At 72.8% G+C, this 16,436-nt stretch carries 11 protein-coding genes; 6 read left to right on the forward strand and 5 right to left on the reverse strand.

Features of this window, described 5'->3' with window-relative positions:
* Nucleotide 1: 1 nt before the first annotated feature.
* The 3 genes from KUM49_RS42590 to KUM49_RS42600 form a co-directional block, all read right to left on the reverse strand.
* Nucleotides 2-1,492, reverse strand: a complete 1,491-nt coding sequence (locus KUM49_RS42590) for a DUF5719 family protein (RefSeq protein WP_217242310.1) — start codon at nt 1,490-1,492, stop codon at nt 2-4.
* Entirely contained in the window at nt 1,489-5,145 is a 3,657-nt protein-coding gene (locus tag KUM49_RS42595; RefSeq protein WP_217242311.1) for a glycosyltransferase, read from the reverse strand. Before KUM49_RS42595 ends, KUM49_RS42590 begins: the two co-directional genes overlap by 4 nt.
* A gap of 186 nt (nt 5,146-5,331) precedes the next feature.
* Nucleotides 5,332-5,595 (reverse strand): WhiB family transcriptional regulator, encoded by a 264-nt coding sequence (locus tag KUM49_RS42600; RefSeq protein WP_010034659.1) that lies wholly within the window; start codon nt 5,593-5,595, stop codon nt 5,332-5,334.
* A gap of 674 nt (nt 5,596-6,269) precedes the next feature.
* Here KUM49_RS42600 and KUM49_RS42605 point away from each other — a divergent pair.
* The 4 genes from KUM49_RS42605 (at nt 6,270) to KUM49_RS42620 (ending at nt 10,325) form a co-directional block, all read left to right on the forward strand.
* On the forward strand, nt 6,270-6,782 hold the full coding sequence (locus tag KUM49_RS42605) for a cysteine dioxygenase family protein (RefSeq protein WP_217242312.1): 513 nt from the start codon (nt 6,270-6,272) through the stop codon (nt 6,780-6,782).
* 67 nt (nt 6,783-6,849) lie between these two features.
* Nucleotides 6,850-7,809, forward strand: a complete 960-nt coding sequence (gene cofD, locus KUM49_RS42610) for a 2-phospho-L-lactate transferase (protein ID WP_217242313.1) — start codon at nt 6,850-6,852, stop codon at nt 7,807-7,809.
* The gene (locus KUM49_RS42615; protein ID WP_217242314.1) at nt 7,806-9,116 is read left to right on the forward strand and encodes a coenzyme F420-0:L-glutamate ligase; all 1,311 of its coding nucleotides are present in this window, start codon (nt 7,806-7,808) and stop codon (nt 9,114-9,116) included. The genes cofD and KUM49_RS42615 overlap by 4 nt, the downstream gene beginning before the upstream one ends.
* A gap of 183 nt (nt 9,117-9,299) precedes the next feature.
* Entirely contained in the window at nt 9,300-10,325 is a 1,026-nt protein-coding gene (locus KUM49_RS42620) for a DNA-3-methyladenine glycosylase (protein WP_217242315.1), read from the forward strand.
* Nucleotides 10,326-11,134: 809 nt separating this feature from the next.
* Here the strand turns inward: KUM49_RS42620 and KUM49_RS42625 are convergent.
* Nucleotides 11,135-12,217: an NDP-sugar synthase gene (locus KUM49_RS42625; RefSeq protein ID WP_217242316.1), complete on the reverse strand. Its 1,083-nt coding sequence runs from the start codon at nt 12,215-12,217 to the stop codon at nt 11,135-11,137.
* A 196-nt stretch (nt 12,218-12,413) separates the two neighbouring features.
* Nucleotides 12,414-13,937: an N-acetylmuramoyl-L-alanine amidase gene (locus tag KUM49_RS42630; RefSeq protein WP_254402646.1), complete on the reverse strand. Its 1,524-nt coding sequence runs from the start codon at nt 13,935-13,937 to the stop codon at nt 12,414-12,416.
* A 126-nt stretch (nt 13,938-14,063) separates the two neighbouring features.
* Here KUM49_RS42630 and KUM49_RS42635 point away from each other — a divergent pair, with 126 nt between their 5' ends.
* Nucleotides 14,064-14,819, forward strand: a complete 756-nt coding sequence (locus tag KUM49_RS42635; protein WP_217242317.1) for a TIGR03089 family protein — start codon at nt 14,064-14,066, stop codon at nt 14,817-14,819.
* Between the two features lie 194 nt (nt 14,820-15,013).
* Nucleotides 15,014-16,306 (forward strand): LCP family protein, encoded by a 1,293-nt coding sequence (locus KUM49_RS42640; protein ID WP_217242318.1) that lies wholly within the window; start codon nt 15,014-15,016, stop codon nt 16,304-16,306.
* Nucleotides 16,307-16,436 lie beyond the last annotated feature (130 nt).

Consider the following 16,436-nt stretch of genomic DNA (forward strand, 5'->3'; position numbering starts at 1 on the left):
CCTACTTCTGCAGCACCGACAGGTCCTGGTCCGCCTCCGGCACCGCCACCGTTCCCCGGTCGTCCGGGAGGGTCTGGATCGTGAAGCCCGGGACGCCGTCCTCCGTGGCCGTCAGTGTCCGGGAGGCGTAGACCGGGCCGCCGGAGACCGGCTCGATCGTCAGGGCGTACGTGCCCTTTCCGCCGCTCGGGGCCGGGGCCTCGATGTTCTGGGTCGTGCCCGCCTTGATCGTGTACGTCTTCGAGACGGCCGTACCGCCGTCACTGCCCGCCGACGCGGTGACCTTGACCTGCGCCGTCCGGCCTGGTGCGACCACGGCGAGCGTGGTGCCCTTGGCGCTGTTGTCGGCGGCCGTCGCGCGCGTGCCGACCGGGCGGGTGGCGGGAATGAACGCCGTCTCCTGCTTCTCTCCCTTGCCGCGGACGACCCGCAGCGCGGCGACCACCGGCACGGACCGGTCGGTGGGGGTCAGGATCAGGGAGCCGGCCTCGCCGCGGGTGAGGTCGCCGAGGTCGACCGCGCTGGTCATGCCCGCCTTGACGTGCAGTGTCTCGTTGCCGGCCGGGGTGATCTGTCCGGACGGCGAGGAGAGTCGCACCTTCAGGTCGGCGTCGGAGTCGCCGGGGGTGAAGGCGACCAGGCGCACCGCGGTGGCGTCCTTGGGGATGCCGGGCAGGACCAGGCTGCCCGTCGGGTCGGTGGACGCGGCCAGCCAGTCGCCGCCGAGCTTGTCGTCCAGGGCCTGTACGGCGGCGCCCACCCGCCCGCTGCGGACGTTCACATGGACGGTGAGGTTCTCCTGCTTCTCGTCCGTGAGCGTGGACAGCAGGACCGGCTCGCTGGAGTGCGGCTGGACCGTGATGCCCTCCCCCACCGTGGACTCCAGGGCGCCGTCCTTGCCGTAGAGCTCGATGTCGACGACGGCGGCGGAGTCGTCGGGGTTGGTCAGGTGTACGTAGTCGGTGCGGTCGGCGGCCGTGCTGGCTCCCGGGAACCAGAACTCCGTGTCCGGCGCGGTGCAGTTGACGCCCTGGAGACCGCGGCCGCTGCCCGCGGCGACCTCGGTGGTCTCCTGGACGGTCCAGCCGGGCGCGAACTTCCCCTCGGCGGTACCGACGAGCGCGGGCGCGTCGCCCCCGGAGGTGTCCCCGGTGACCGGGGTGCCGGGCTCCTTCGGAGTCAGGACCGGCTTGTCGGCCTTCTTCTTGCCCTCGCTCCTGTCGTCCGCCGACTGCTCCGCGGCCGACTGGAGTTCGGCCTTGCCGTCGCTCTCCGTGCCCTTCGTGACAGGCGTGAAGGACGTGTACGAGGTGTCCGCGAGGTCGGAGAGGCTGGGCGCCGGGCACAGCAGGCTGGTGCGCTCCACGGGGAGTACGGCGGCCGCCTCGGCGGTGTCCGTGCCGGCGGCGTCCGGCGTGGTGAGCACGGCGAATCCGGTGACGGCGGCGAGCGCGGCGGTGCCGGCGATCAGGGACAGGGTGGTGCGGTTCACTGCTGACTCCCGTCGGGGCGCTCACTGCCGTTGCCGTGCGGGGGCGGCTGCGTCGGGTCGTACGCCGGGTCGTAGCCCTGCTGGTCATACTGCGGGCCGTAGCCCTGCTCGTACGGCGCCTGCTGGGGTTGGCCGCCGTACGCGTACGGGTCGTACTGACCGCCCTGGTACGGGTCCGTCTGGTACGGCTGCTGGTCGTAGCCGCCCGCCGGGTAGTGCTGCTGGACGCCCTGGTACTGCTGCTCGCCGTAGCCTCCGGCGTACTCGGTGCCCGCGTAGCTCGAGGTCTCGCCGTAGGACTGCTGCTGCGGGACGGCGGGGGCCGCCTCCGGAGGGGGAGGCGGGAACTCCTCGGGCCGGCCGCCCTCTTCGCCCTCGGCCTCGGCCTGGGCGCGCAGGCGGCGGGCGCGGCGGCCCTCGCCGGCGACGGCCTGGGCGGGCACGTCCGGCTCCTCGGGGAGGTCGTCGTCGACGTCGCGGCGGCGGCCCGGCAGGGCCAGGACGACGAGGACGACGGCCAGGGCGCCCTGGGCCCACAGCCAGGCGGTGTGGGTGATCGGGTCGTCGAAGGTGACGTCCAGCGTGCCGCCGGAGGCGGGGAGTTCGAAGCCCTGGGCCCAGCCGTCGACCGTGGTGCGGGTGAGCGGCCTGCCGTCCAGGGTGGCCGTCCAGCCCTCGGCGGCGGTGTCGGCGAGGCGCAGGACACGGCCGTCGGCGCCGGGCGGGATCGTGGTGTGGATCTCGACGGGGCCGGCGGCGACGGGCTGCGGAGCACCCGACGGGGGGACGATTGTGGCGCGCGCGACCTCCTGGTCGACCCGCCACAGGCCGCTGCCGTCCTGCTGGCTGAGCCGGGAAAGGCCGGGTGTGGCGTCCAAGATGCGGGTGACCTCGCGGGGCGCGCCCTTGTGGACCAGGACGTACCGCACGGCGAACTTGCCGAGTTGATCGGCCTGGTCGGCGCCGGAGCCGGCCACGAGGTTGGCGACGGTCTTGTCGAGGTCGCTGTTCTCGCCGTCGGCCGCGGCCAGTTCGGCGTCACCGAGGCGGGCGCCGGAGCCGCGCACCAGCATGTAGCCGACGTGGGCGGCGGAGTCGCTGTCGAGGACGAGGGTGCGGGCCTGGTCGCGGGTGCCGCTCTCCTCGGCGACGAACGCGGGCACCTGCACCGGGTCGCGGCGCTCCAGCGGTCCGTCGGCGCCGCCGAGCATCCAGCCGGCGGCGACGAGCAGCGGGCCCGCGGCCGAGGCGAAGGCGATCAGGGCGGCGACCGGCTGACGCCAGCCGAAGCTCTGCTCGGCCACGCGCGCGCGTGCCCCGTCGGCGCCGAGCGCGGCGGCGGCGAGGAGGGCGAGGCCGTAGACGAGGGTCGCGGGGCCGGCCCAGGTGGAGGCGTTGGACAGGACGGCGAAGACGAGGCCCACCAGGGCGGCGGCCCAGGCGGTCCGGATGCCGGACTGCCGCTCGGAACGCAGCAGGGCGGCGAGCGCGGCCAGGACGACGCCGATGAGCATCAGACCGCTGACCGTGCCCGGGCCGCCGGGGCTGATGCCGAGCAGGTCGAGGGCGGAGGCGGTCGAGGCGCCGTACTCCATCCCGGCTTCCTGGAAGAAGCCGAACGGGAGGAGGGACAGCGACCACGGGGCGAGGATCAGCAGGGGCGTGCCGAGCTGGGCCACGAAGCGCGGGCCGTAGGCGGTGATCTCGGTGCGGCGCACGGCCAGCAGGCCGATGCCGAGGATCAGCGCGATGGGCCACACGATCGGCGTGAACGCGGTGGTGATGGTCAGCAGCAGGGCATACGCCCAGGTGGCGCGCCAGCTGCCCCGCGCGCCCGAGCCGTGCGCCAGGCCGCTGGCCGCGATGCCCGCGCGCGCCATGAGCGGCAGCAGGATGGCCAGGACGGCGGTGCCGATGCGGCCGCCGGCGAGGGCACCGGTGGCGGCGGGCAGGAAGGCGTAGACGACGGCCGCCCACGCGCGCAGGAGGCGTGACTCGACGAGCGGGCGGGAGGCGAAGTAGGCGGCGAACCCGGCCAGCGGCACCGAGCAGACCATCAGGACGGTGACCGCGAGGCCGGTCGAGCCGAACAGCACGGAGGCGAACATCGCGACGAGCGCGAGGTACGGCGGTGCGGCCGGGGTGCCCCCGGTGCCCACCGCGTGCCAGGCGTCCAGGTAGCGCGACCACAGTTCGCTGGAGTCGGCCGGGGCGGGCAGCAGGGCGCCGCCCGCCAGCGCGCCGCCGCCGAGGAGGGCCCGGCAGGCGACCAGGGAGACCAGCAGCAGCACCAGGAAGAGCACCGGGCCGGGCTTGCGGGCGATGCGTTTGATGCGGACGAACTGCTCGACCTCCAGGAAGTCGGCGTCGTCGCCGCCGGGCCCGGACTCGACCGCGCCGCCGTGCCGGCCCGCCCCGGAGGTCACCTCGGGGTCGGAGCTGCCGAAGAGGCTGGTCGCGGCCTGCTCGACCGTGGCGCGGACGGTCGCACCCGGTGGCGGGAACAGCGGCCGCATCTCGTCCTTGTCGACGGCCGCTCGGCCGCGCCTGCGGCGCCCGGCGAGGATGCGCTCGGGCCGCAGCAGGGTGCCCACCAGGCCGCGGATCTCGTCGACGGCCTGTCCGGGGACCTTGCCGACGAGGTAGGCGACGGTTCGCAGCAGGGTGCCCAGGACCAGCCGCACCAGCACCCAGGGCAGCAGGGCCGTACGCGAGTTGACGAGCAGGGTGTAGACGGCGCCGGCCTTGTCGACCTTGTGCGGGGAGGCGGTGGTGCGGCCCGCGCAGTCGACGGCGCGGCGCTCGCGCGAGGCGGCCTCGGCGTGTCGGACGACGGCTTCCGGGGCGATGAGGACGCGGTAGCCGGCCGCGTGCGCCCGCCAGCACAGGTCGACGTCGTCGCGCATCAGGGGCAGTCGGCGGTCGAAGCCGCCGAGCTGCTCGAAGACGTCACGGCGGATCAGCATGCCGGCGGTGGAGACGGACAGCACCGTCCGGACGTGGTCGTGCTGACCCTGGTCCTGTTCACGGCGGTCCAGGCCGGTCCAGCGGCGGCCGGAGTGGGCGATGCTGACGCCGACCTCCAGCAGCTGCCGCCGGTCGTACCAGCCGCGGAGCTTGGGGCCGACGACGGCCACGTCGTCCCGGCCCAGGTCGTACTCGGTTTCCACGACGCGCAGCAGCTGGGCCAGGGCGTCGGGTTCGGGGGCGCAGTCGTCGTGCAGCAGCCACAGCCACTGCACCGGCTCTCCGTGCGGGAGCTCCGGCATGTCGTAGGCGTCGTCGCGCCACGTGCGCGTGACGGGGTCCCAGCCGCTGGGCCGCTTCAGGTACGGCAGCTCGTCCGGGGTGAGGACGGGGGCGGTGCGGCCCGCCTCCTCGACGGCCTGGCCGAAGCCGGTACGCCGGGCGAGGTGCAGCACGCGGTCGGCGCCGAGGACGTCGGTGACCAGCTGGGCGGAGTCGTCCGCGCTGCCGGTGTCGGCGCCCATGGCGAACTGCACGGGGCGCTCCTGGCCGAGCAGCCCGGCGAGCGCGTCGGGCAGCCAGCGGGCGCCGTCGTGGGAGACGAGGACCGCCGTCACCACGTGACGCGGAAACTCAGGGGTGGCAGCGGTGTCTTGCTGGGCTGCCGTGTGGCTGTGCACGGACATCGAGGTACGGGCCCCGGTTCGGTGGACTGTGGTGGACGCCTGTGCCCCCAGGGGGCAGCGGGGCGTCTCGGACGAGCGCCCACACTAGCGGCTGGGCATGACGGCGGCCCGCCGCCTGTGGATAACCCACCTGCGACGAGCCGTTCGTAACGTATGCGTGGGCGGACGCGGGACATGCCCCTCGGGTCAGACCGCGGCCTTCTTCAGTCTGCGGCGCTCGCGCTCGGACAGGCCGCCCCAGATTCCGAAGCGTTCGTCGTTGGCGAGGGCGTACTCGAGGCACTCGGAGCGCACCTCGCAGGCGAGGCAGACCTTCTTGGCCTCGCGGGTGGAGCCGCCCTTCTCGGGGAAGAAGGACTCGGGGTCGGTCTGGGCGCACAGCGCGCGCTCCTGCCAGCCGAGTTCCTCGTCCGCGTCGTCGACCAGCAGTTGCTGCACCGTCTCGGTCATGTGCGCCCCTCGTCTGTCTTTCGCGTCCCCGTGATGTAGCCGTACCGATATCGGCTGAACGACACGAGTGAAATTACAAGTGTGCTGCTCCGGGCGAGTCAAGCCGAGATCTGCTATTGGGCCCCTTATTCACTCTGCGGAACCAAGGCCTAGCGGAAAGTGTTCAAATCGGCATAAACCTTGACAAGCAGAGGAGACCCTTGAAGGGCTCCGTTCCCGCACCGCTCCTTGGGGGGCTTGTACGGAGAAGGACGCCCATGAGTTCGATCTCGTTCCGAGGCTCGCGCGCCTGGTTGTGCGCCATGTGTCCCGCGTCCGCGTGAACAAACCTTTCACCTGGGAGATGAACCGGATGAGGTGAAACATGTCCCACATACCGGGCGTCGAGTTGACAGTCAACGTGTGAACCGCTGTCCTTGTGGGCATGCTCGCGAACTTGGCACTCACCTCGACCCGCTCCGCCGGGTCCCCCGGTGCTGCCCACGCTCGCTGTAGCTGTTGTTGCCGTCCCAGCTGTTGAGCCAAGCGCGCTCCGGCTGCCTCTGAGTCCACCGCGACTCGGCTGCCTGTTCTCCACGCCCGGACCAGGGCTCCTCTGTCCTCCTGTGACCCGGGCGGACGGTACGTGACACCCAGCCATCCCCCACACTCTCCGCCGAGGACCACCGCACTCCATGAACAGCGACAGCGACCTCCAGATCGCCGGCGACATCCTCGAAGTCCCGCACCTGCTCCAGCCCGCGCGCGAGCACCCGGCCACCGTCGCCGAGTTCGCCGGGCTGTCCCGCTCCATCGCCGCCGACCGCGCCCAGTGGGAGCACCTCGTCCAGTACGACGCGACCACCCGCTGGTACCACCGGCTGCGCACCGGCCCCGGCTACGAGGTGTGGCTGCTGTCCTGGGTACCCGGACAGGGCAGCGGACTGCACGACCACGGCCGGTCCTCCGGTGTTCTGACCGTGCTGGACGGAAAGCTGACCGAGCGGACCGGGCGGGGCACGCGCGCGTTGGAGGCGGGCGCGCAGCGGGTGTTCGCGCCGGGGTACGTGCACGAGGTGGTCAACGACACGCTGGAGCCGGCCGTAAGCCTGCACGTCTACTACCCGGGCCTGACCGAGATGCAGATGCACGCGCCCCAGTGCTCGGCCCCGGCTGCGTACGACGAGGCGGACGTCGTCACCGCCTGACGCATGGAGGCGTGGGTCGTCGTAACCGCCTGACGCGTTGTCGTACCCGCCTGCAAGACTTGCTCCCATGCGCATTGTGGTTCTGGCAGGCGGCATCGGTGGTGCCCGGTTCCTGCGCGGTCTGAAGCAGGCCGCGCCGGACGCGGACGTCACGGTCATCGGCAACACCGGGGACGACATCCACCTCTTCGGGCTGAAGGTCTGCCCGGACCTCGACACGGTGATGTACACGCTCGGCGGCGGCATCAACGAGGAACAGGGCTGGGGGCGGGCCGACGAGACCTTCCACGTCAAGGAGGAGCTCGCGGCGTACGGCGTGGGGCCCGAGTGGTTCGGGCTCGGCGACCGGGACTTCGCCACACACATCGTGCGGACGCAGATGATCGGTGCCGGGTATCCGCTGAGCGCGGTGACCGAGGCACTGTGCGACCGGTGGAGGCCGGGCGTACGGCTGCTCCCCATGACCGACGACCGGGTCGAGACGCATGTCGCCGTCGAGGTCGACGGGGAGCGCAAGGCCGTTCACTTCCAGGAGTACTGGGTGCGGCTGCGGGCCTCCGTGCCGGCCGAGGCGATCGTGCCGGTGGGTGCGGAGCAGTCGAAGCCGGCGCCGGGCGTGCTGGAGGCGATCGCCGAGGCGGACGTCGTGCTGTTCCCGCCGTCCAACCCGGTCGTGTCCATCGGCACCATCCTCGCCGTGCCCGGCATCCGGGAGGCGATCGCCGACGCCGGAGTGCCGGTGGTCGGGCTGTCCCCCATCGTCGGGGACGCGCCCGTGCGCGGGATGGCCGACAAGGTGCTCGCGGCGGTGGGCGTGGAGTCGACGGCCGCGGCGGTCGCCGAGCACTACGGCTCGGGACTGCTGGACGGCTGGCTGGTCGACACCGTCGACGCCGGTGTGGTGGACCGGGTGAAGGCCGCCGGAATCCTGTGCCGGGCCGTGCCGCTGATGATGACCGACGTGGACGCGTCCGCGCAGATGGCGCGTGAGGCGCTGGTGCTGGCGGAGGAGGTGCGGGCGCTGTGAGCGGCGTAACGGTCGACGGTTACCGGGTCTGGGCCGTGCCCGGGCTGCCCGAGGTGCAGCAGGGGGACGATCTCGCCAAGCTGATCGCCGCCGCCGAGCCCGGTCTGGTGGACGGGGACGTGCTGCTCGTCACCTCCAAGATCGTGTCCAAGGCGGAGGGGCGGATCGTCGAGGCGGTGGACCGGGAGGCCGCGATAGACGCCGAGAGCGTGCGCGTGGTGGCGCGGCGCGGTGCGCTGCGGATCGTCGAGAACCGGCAGGGGCTCGTGATGGCCGCCGCCGGGGTGGATGCCTCCAACACGCCTTCGGGGACCGTGCTGTTGCTGCCCGAGGACCCGGACGCGTCCGCGCGGGCGATCCGTGACGGGCTGCGGGACGCCCTCGGGGTCGACGTCGGGGTCGTCGTGACGGACACCTTCGGGCGGCCCTGGCGCACGGGGCTCACCGACGTCGCGATCGGGGCCGCCGGGGTGCACGTGCTGGACGATCTGCGCGGGGGCACGGACGCGTACGGCAATCCGCTCAGCGCGACGGTCGTGGCGACGGCCGACGAACTGGCCGCGGCCGGTGATCTGGTCAAGGGCAAGGCCGCCGGGCTGCCCGTCGCCGTGGTGCGCGGACTGTCGCACGTGCTGACCGAGGACCACGGCGAGGGGGCGCGGGCCATGGTGCGCGGCGCGCACGACGACATGTTCCGGCTGGGGACCTCGGAGGCGGTACGGGAGGCGGTCACGCAGCGCCGTACCGTACGGGCCTTCACCGACGAGCCCGTCGACCCCGGGGCCGTACGGCGCGCGGTGGCCGCGGCGGTCACGGCGCCGGCACCGCACCACACGACGCCGTGGCGGTTCGTGCTGCTGGAGTCGCAGGCCGCGCGGACCGGGCTGCTGGACGCCATGCGTGATGCCTGGGTCGCGGATCTGCGGCGGGACGGGAAGAGCGAGGAGTCGATCGCGAAGCGGGTGCGCCGGGGGGATGTGCTGCGGAAGGCGCCGTACCTGGTGGTGCCGTGTCTGGTGATGGACGGGTCGCACACGTACGGGGACACGCGGCGGGACGCTGCCGAGCGGGAGATGTTCGTGGTCGCCACGGGGGCCGGTGTGCAGAACTTCCTGGTCGCACTGGCCGGGGAGCGGCTGGGGTCGGCGTGGGTGTCGTCCACGATGTTCTGCCGGGAGGTCGTGCGGGAGGTTCTGGGGCTGCCGGAGGGGTGGGATCCGATGGGGGCCGTGGCGGTCGGGCATGCGGCACAGGAGCCGCCGGCTCGGGCCGAGCGGGAGGCGGGGGCCTTCATCGAGGTGCGGTGAGCCTGGTCATACCGCCGCTGTGGCGTCGTACGGGCGCCTAGTCTCGTAGGGCGGCTTTGCTCGTACGGCCGCCGCCTGGCTCGTACGGCCGCCGCCGGGCTCGTACGGCCGCCGCCGGGCTCGCACGGCCGCCGCCGGTGCTGTACGACCGACTGGTACTTCGACTTCTCCGGGACTTCACTCGTGGCAGGACGATTCGCTCCCCGGCCCACGCGTACGACTGTGCGCGGTGGGGAGGTCGGTGTGCCTGCCGCGCGCGGGGCCTCGCGGCCTGCTTCGGCAGCGGGGCTCGTGCGGACGTATGTGCCGGACGGGCCGCTCGATCTCGGGCTGGTGCTCGGGCCGCTCCGGCGGGGTCCGGGGGATCCGACGTTCCGGGCGATGCCGGACGGGTCGGTGTGGCGGGCCAGTCTCACGCCCGGCGGGCCCGGGACGCTGCGGGTCGCCATGGCCGGTGGGGCGGTGCGCGGGGAGGCGTGGGGGCCGGGGGCCGAGTGGCTGCTGGAGTGGTTGCCGGGGCTGTTGGGGGCCGAGGACGATCCGGCCGCGTTCACGCCTCGGCACCGGGTGGTGGCAGGGGCGTGGCATCGGCGGCCGGGGTTGCGGTTGACGCGGACCGGGCTGGTGCTGGAGTCGTTGATTCCGTCGATTCTGGAGCAGAAGGTCACGGCGGACGAGGCGTATCGGGCGTGGCGGTTGCTGGTGCGGAAGTTCGGGGAGCCGGCGCCGGGGCCTGCGGGGGCGGGGTCGGCTGCGGGTGGGCGGCTTTGGGTGATGCCGGTGCCACGGACATGGGCGTTGATTCCGTCGTGGGAGTGGCATCGGGCCGGGGTGGACAACAAGCGGGCCTCTACGATCCTGCGGGCGGTTCGGGTCGCCGCGCGGATGGAGGAGGCCGTGAGGATGGAGCCGGAGGCCGCGCAGGCTCGGCTGGAGGTGGTGCCGGGGGTGGGGCCGTGGACGTCGGCGGAGGTTGTGCAGCGCAGTCACGGGGCGGCGGATGCGGTGACGGTGGGGGATCTGCATCTGCCGGGGATCGTGGGGTGGGCGTTGGCCGGGGACCGGGACGCGGATGACGCGGTGATGTTGGAGCTGCTGGAGCCTTATGCCGGGCAGCGGCATCGGGCGGCTCGGTTGATCTTGTTGAGCGGGAGGGTTCCGGCGAGGCGGGCGCCGCGGATGCCCCGGGGGGACATCGGCCGGTTGTGACGTGGGTGGCGTCTCGGTGCCGTCCTGGGGGCTCCGCCCCCAGACCCCCCGGGCCTGTGCCCACGCTGCCACCCGACTCGGTCGGTCGAGAGGTGGACCTCGCCCTGGGGGCTGCGCCCCCAGCCCCCCGCTGTCGGCCCTGAACGGGCCTCGTCCTCAAACGCCGGACGGGCTGGGTGAAGCGGACCGGCCTCGCAAGGGGCGCCCCCAGCGGGTGGGCGGGGGCTCGGCACCGCTGGCCCCGTCCCCGTCCCCGTCCCCGGACGACGGGCTGGCTCAGGCGCGTGGGTCGGCGTCGCAGAGGGCCGTCCGGAAGTCGGTCGGGTGAAGGGCCTTGGTCGGGGCCGGAGCGGCTGGCGCCGGGGCGGTCGCTGCCTGGGCCGCCGGAGCCAGGGCCAGAGCCGCCCGTGCCAGGGCCGCCGATGCCCAGACTGCCCGTGCCCGGGCCGCCGATGCCAGGACGGTCGGTGCCGACGCCGTCACTGCCTGGGCCGCCGGAGCCAGAGCCAGAGCCGCCCGTGCCAGGGCCGCCGATGCCCAGACTGCCGGAGCCTGGGCCGCCGATGCCAGGACGGTCGGTGCCGACGCCGTCACTGCCTGGGCCGCCGGAGCCAGAGCCAGAGCCGCCCGTGCCAGGGCCGCCGATGCCCAGACTGCCCGTGCCAGGGCCGCCGATGCCAGGACGGTCGGTGCCGACGCCGTCACTGCCTGGGCCGCCGGAGCCAGGGCCGCCGGAGCCAGAGCGGCCGGAGCCTGGGTCGCCCGTGCCGGGCAGGATTCGGTGGGCTGCCCGGCGTTGGTGTCGTGGGTCACTGGTCCGAGGAGAAGCGGACCGCGCCTCGGGGGATCTGGGCGTCGCACCAGATGCGCATGCCGTCGCGGAGCTCGTTGTCGGGGCCGATGATCGCGCCGTCGCCGATGACCGTGCCGGTGAGGACGGAGCGTTCGCCTACGCGGGCCCGCGTGCCGATGAGGGAGTCGGTGATGACGGCGCCGGGTTCTATGACGGCGCCGGGGAGGATCGTGCTGCCGAAGACGCGGGCGCCCTCGGCGACGAAGGCGCCCTCGCCCACCACCGTGCCGCCCGCGAGTTTCGCGTCGGGGGCGACCCGTGCCGTCGGGAGGACGAGGCGGTCGCCGCAGCGGCCGGGGACGGCCGGGGACGGGGCGCGGCCGAGGACGAGGTCGGCGGAGCCGCGGACGAACGCGGCCGGGGTGCCGAGGTCCAGCCAGTACGTCGAGTCAACCATGCCCTGGAGGTGGGCTCCTGCCGCCAGGAGGTCGGGGAAGGTCTCGCGCTCGACGGAGACCGGGCGGCCGTGCGGGATCGTGTCGATGACCGAGCGGCGGAAGACGTACGCCCCCGCGTTGATCTGGTCGGTGACGATCTCCTCGGGGGTCTGCGGCTTCTCCAGGAACGCCAGGACCCTGCCCGTCCCGTCGGTGGGGACCAGGCCGTAGGCGCGCGGGTCGGTGACCTGCGTGAGGTGGAGGGAGACGTCCGCGGCCGTCCGCTCGTGGGTCTCCACCAGCGCCCTGATGTCGAGGCCCGTCAGGATGTCGCCGTTGAAGACGAGGACCGGGTCGTCGGGGGCGGAGTGCAGGCGGGAGGCGACGTTGCGGATCGCGCCGCCGGTGCCGAGGGGCTCGTCCTCGGTGACGTACTCGATGTGGAGTCCGAGGGAGGAGCCGTCCCCGAAGTACGGCTCGAAGACCTCGGCCAGGTAGGAGGTGGCGAGCACGATGTGGTCGACGCCCGCCGCTCTCGCTCTCGCCAGTTGGTGCGTGAGGAACGGGACCCCGGCCGCGCGGACCATGGGCTTCGGTGTGTGCACCGTGAGCGGGCGCAACCGGGTGCCCTTGCCGCCGACCAGGAGTATCGCTTCTGTCACCTGTCGTCTCTGCTTCCTGCCGGGACCGGCCGAACTGTCTTTCGGCCGGCCAGTGTATGCAGACCGTTGCGCGGTGCCTTCGACGGCCGTGCGGCATTCCGCCCCTTGCCCCCCGACGGCGGTGAATGTGTCCTACGGCCGGACAGACTCCGGTGGCGTCCGAACGGTTCCCGGGCAGGTTCAGCAGGTCCCGGCGCTACCGGCCCTGGTAGCGGGCGGCGGTCGAACGGGCCGTGCCGAGCTTGCGGTAGAGCTGATAGCCGGGGCAGGCCGTGGGAAAGCCGTCCCGGTGACCGGAGATCACATTCAGTCGTACTTTCTTGCCCTTGGGGTAGAGGTTGCCACCGCCTGACTTCAGATATGTCTTGCCGCGTGGATTGGCGCCGTGGAGGCCGAGCTTCCACGCGGTGAGCCGGGCGATGGCCTTCACGGCGGCGGCGGACGGCTTCTTGGAGCCGAAGGCGCCGAGGACGGCGATCCCCATGCTGTTGGTGTTGAAACCCAGCGTGTGGGCGCCCATGACCGGCTTCGCCACGCCCCCGGCGCGCCCCTCGTAGATGTTTCCGCACTTGTCGACGAGGAAGTTGTAGCCGACGTCGCGCCAGCCCATGCTCAGGACGTGGTAGCGGTAGATACCGCGGATGACGGAGGGAGCCTGCGCGCAGCGGTACCCGTTGCCGGACGCGGTGTGGTGCACGAAGGCCGCCTTGACCTTCTTCGTGTAGACGAAGGTCCTCTCCCGAAGGCTCTCGTTCGCGCCCCAGCCGCGCCGGGTGACGATGCGCGGACGCGGGCCGATCTTCGGCTTCACCCGCGGTCCCTCCGCCGGCTCGGTCATCCGCGGGGTGAACAGCTCCCGCGCAGTCTCGGCGCGGGTCAGGGCCGGGATCTCGGTGGCTCCGAGCGGGGCGAGGTCGGTGTTGGCGGCGGACGCGTCCATGGCGGCCAGGGCCTTGGCGGGCTCGGCGGTCGGGACGCCGGCACGCGGAGCGCCGGCGGCGTCGGCCGGAACGGCCTGGGGTGGATCGTCGGCGTCGGCCGGAACCGTCTGGGGCGGGTCGTCGGGTTCGCCCGGGTTGACCAGTTCGAGGCGCATACCGGTGGGGAGCGGGGTGGCGGCCGTCGCCGTACGGGGGCCGCGGGCGGTCTCCTCGACCCGGTGGGCGGGGGACTCGGCGTCCGCGCGGACGCGTGCCTCCACGCCGTCCGAGTCCCCCACCCACAGCGGTGCCGTCGCACCGCGCACCCGGCCGGAGGTGCGCTCGGCAGTGTCCGGGTCGGCCGCGTGGTCGGCGTTGTGCGTCTCGACGTCCTGCCAGCCTGACCAGGTGCCGGTGGCGGCCTCGCGGGTACGGACCTGGACCTGGCCGTGGAGTTCGACGTCCGGGTCGTCCCAGATCACGCCGACGAGCGAGAAGTGCCGTACGTCCCGGCGGGTCAGGCCCTGTTCGGGGGCGAGGCCGCCCGCTCGGTCCCGGATGAGGGGCACGAGGGGGAGCGACTGGGTGCTGCCCGGCGCTTCCGCGGTCCCCGCCGGTCTCGCGCTCGCCTTGGCCGGCGTGCTCACCGCCGGCGATCTTGCGGACAGGACAGCCGCCGTGGCCGGCAGGTTCGCCGCGGCCGCGGGCGGGGTCAGCGGAAGGGCCAGGGCGGCCGCACAGGTGACGCCGATCGAGGAAGCAAGGAATCCGTGCATGCCCCTGATCTTGGACATAGTCATACATATCTGTCCATCGGGGATTTGACGGGCTGTCGGGCCGTGCTCCGCCGAACCGGTGGTGTACCGGCGGCGATCCGTGGCCCCGCCCGCCGGTGGGCGGTCGCGGGCCCGCGTACGCTTCTTCGGGTGAACGCCACCGACCGCACCCCTGCCGACCTGCTGCGTTCCGCGCTCGCCGCGGATCCCGGACGCCCGCTGGTGACCTTCTACGACGACTCCACGGGCGAACGTGTCGAATTGTCCGTGGCCACCTTCGCCAATTGGGTGGCCAAGACCTCCAACCTCCTCCAGGGCGACCTCGCCGCGGGTCCCGGCGACCGGGTCGCGCTGTTGCTGCCCGCGCACTGGCAGACCGCGGTGTGGCTGCTGGCGTGTTCGTCGGTGGGCGTGATCGCCGACGTGGGCGGTGACGCGGCGGTGGCCGACGTGGTGGTGAGCGGGCCGGATGCGCTGGAGGCGGCGCGGGCGTGCTCCGGGGAACGGGTCGCGCTGGCCCTGCGGCCGCTCGGCGGACGCTTTCCGCAGCCGCCGGCCGGATTCGCCGACTACGCGGTCGAGGTGCCGGGGCAGGGCGACCGGTTCGTGCCGTTCGCGCCGGTGGATCCCGACGAGCCGGCACTGATCGTGGCCGGGCGGGAGTTCAGTGCGGCGGAGGTCGTCGAGCGGGCCGGGGCGGAGGCGACGAGGGTGGGACTCACGGGGCCCGGGTCCCGGCTGCTGTCGGGGCTGCCGTACGACACCTGGGAGGGGTTGAACGCCGGGCTGTACGCGCCGCTCGCCACCGGTGGGTCCGTGGTGCTGTGCCGGAATCTGGACCGGCTGGGCGAGGAGGCGCTGGCCAAGCGGATCGAGAGTGAGCGGGTCACGGCCACGGCTCGGTAGGCACCGTCCGCTCTCAGGTACCGGACTCCTGCACCCACCCTGGGGTCTTGCCCCGGGCCTCCGCACCAGCGCGTCCCCCATTCGGCCCCCTCCACCCGCCCCCCGGCCCTCATCCACGCCATGGTCGTAGGAGCAGCTCGCACGACACGCTCGTACGCCACGTGACTCGTTCGCCATGAGGGGTGGATTCCGACGTGACCGACACCGCAGGCGCGCCGTCCGCGCCCTCCGGACCGCTCGGGCCGGGGGCGGGGGCCTCGGCGACCGGCGGGGGGCTGATACGGCGGCGCCGCCGACGGTGTGTGCGAGGGGCCGGGATCGCGGTCACGGTCCTGGTGCTGGCGGCCGGCGGGGCCGGGTGGGCCGTCTACGCGAAGCTGGACGGGAACATCACGTCGGACAACGCGGCGGCGGCCGAACTGGCCCGGTACGAGAGGGACCGGCCCACCTCGCTGGTGCGGGGCGCGCAGAACATCCTGGTGATCGGTTCGGACTCGCGGTCCGGGACCGGGAACCGGCGGTACGGGCGGGATTCGGGGACCGAGCGGTCCGACACCACCATCCTGTTGCATCTGGCCGCGGGGCGGGACAGTGCCACCGCGGTGTCGCTGCCCCGGGATCTGATGGTGGACGTGCCGGGCTGCACACGGCCGGACGGCAGCCGTACCGAGCCCATGTTCACGATGTTCAACTACGCCTTCCAGGTGGGCGGCACGGCCTGCACGATCCGGACCGTGGAGCGGCTGACGAACATCCGTGTCGACCATCACGTGGTCGTCGACTTCCACGGGTTCAAGGACATGGTCGACGCGGTCGACGGCGTCGAGGTGTGCCTGGCGGAACCGATCCGGGACAAGGCGGCCAAGCTGAGGCTCCCGGCGGGGCGGGTGACGCTCAACGGTGAGCAGGCCCTCGGGTATGTGCGGGCCCGCAAGTCGCTGGGCAACGGCAGCGACACCGACCGGATGGACCGTCAGCAGCGGTTCCTCGGCGCGTTGGTCAACAAGGTGCAGAGCAATGACGTCCTGCTGAATCCGGTGAAGCTCTATCCGGTGCTGGACGCGGCCACTTCCGCCCTCACGACCGACCCGGATCTGGCGAGCCTGCGCGGTTTGTACGAACTCGTGCGCGGGCTGCGCGACATCCCCACCGAACGTGTGCAATTCCTTACGGTCCCGAGGGAGTCGTACGTCTACAACGCCAATCGCGACCAGCTTGTGGAACCCGAAGCGGAAAGGCTGTTCGAACGGCTGCGCTCGGACGCGCCCGTGGAGGTGACGCGGAACGCGCCCCGGGACTCGGCGGAATCAACGGAGTCGACGACCAAAAGCCGCAATCCGGCCGAGAATGACGGGGAAAGCGTCGAGAGCGCGGGTGAGGAGAGGGATGAAGGGGCGGGCAGTGAGCAGGACGGCGAGCCCTCTGCCGTCAATTCACCCGCGCCGACGTTCCGGGGTAACACGGCGGCCGAGGACACGTGCACGTAAAGCGCTTGTCAAGGTGATGAACCGCTGGCCGATCAAATGGGCGTATTGCCCGGTTGTAGGGAAGTGGAATTAATCACCGGCGTCGCTGGCAGGCGAACAAGGCGGTTAGTGTGAGCGATCCGGTGCATCC

It is taken from the genome of Streptomyces sp. AC555_RSS877 (assembly GCF_019049245.1).
GTDB lineage: Bacteria > Actinomycetota > Actinomycetes > Streptomycetales > Streptomycetaceae > Streptomyces.

Bases quoted from the DNA above. Each gene is read 5' to 3' on its own strand.
- cofD (WP_217242313.1), top strand. From the start codon at position 6,850: ATGCGCATTGTGGTTCTGGCAGGCGGCATCGGTGGTGCCCGGTTCCTG.
- KUM49_RS42595 (WP_217242311.1), bottom strand. From the start codon at position 5,145: ATGTCCGTGCACAGCCACACGGCAGCCCAGCAAGACACCGCTGCCACC.
- KUM49_RS42600 (WP_010034659.1), bottom strand. From the start codon at position 5,595: ATGACCGAGACGGTGCAGCAACTGCTGGTCGACGACGCGGACGAGGAA.
- KUM49_RS42605 (WP_217242312.1), top strand. From the start codon at position 6,270: ATGAACAGCGACAGCGACCTCCAGATCGCCGGCGACATCCTCGAAGTC.
- KUM49_RS42630 (WP_254402646.1), bottom strand. From the start codon at position 13,937: ATGACTATGTCCAAGATCAGGGGCATGCACGGATTCCTTGCTTCCTCG.